Raw genomic sequence first — 738 nt, 5'->3', positions numbered from 1 at the left:
CGGCCGGACTACGAGGCCAGGCGCGCCGCCTACGAGGCGAAGGCCGGCCGCCGGCGCGGCCGCCCACCCAAGCCACCCGAGGACGACCCGCCGCCGACCCGCCAGTCCAACCTCACCGATCCCGACAGCGCGCTGATGCGCCGCTCCGACGCGCACGAATACCGCCAGGCCTACAACGCCCAGGCCGTGGTCTGCGCCGAGGGCTCGCAACTGATCCTCGCCACCACCGTCGTCGCCACGCCCGCCGATGCGCCGAGCTTCGCCCGCACCATCCTCGGGATGGAGCGCGGCATCGGCCTGCCGAAGACCGTCCTCGCCGACACCGGCTTCGCCTCCGCCGAGGCCGTCGCCGCGCTCGAGGCCCAAGACATCGAGCCGCTGGTCGCCATCGGCCGCACCCAGCCGCACCGGCCCTACGACTTCCGCCCCCCGCCCCAGCCCAAGGCACCGCGCCGCATCACCGAGCCCTGGCGCCTCGACATGCAGGCCAAGCTGGACACCCCCGATGCCAAAGCCCGCTACGCCCGTCGCAAGCAGACCGTCGAACCCGTCTTCGGCATCATCAAGGCCGCCCTCGGCTTCACCCGCTTCCAACTCCGCGGTCTCGCCAACGTCACCGCCGAGTGGACCCTGACCGCTCTCGCCTACAACTGCCGCAGGCTTCACCGCCTGCGGCTCGCCTGACCTCAATCGCCGCCTCGCCTGCAAAACGCGTGTGACAAATCCGACAGGCTGCTA

The 738-nt window shown here is 72.0% G+C and carries 1 protein-coding gene; it reads left to right on the top strand.

What is annotated here, in order from left to right; all coding sequences use genetic code 11:
* On the top strand, positions 1-684 hold a 684-nt coding region (locus HEQ75_RS27740; RefSeq protein WP_168035343.1), incomplete at its 5' end, for a transposase.
* Between the last annotated feature and the right edge of the window lie 54 nt (positions 685-738).

It is taken from the genome of Falsiroseomonas selenitidurans, from assembly GCF_012103215.1.
Lineage (GTDB): Bacteria > Pseudomonadota > Alphaproteobacteria > Acetobacterales > Acetobacteraceae > Falsiroseomonas > Falsiroseomonas selenitidurans.
This window is presented reverse-complemented; position numbering and strand designations above follow the sequence as displayed.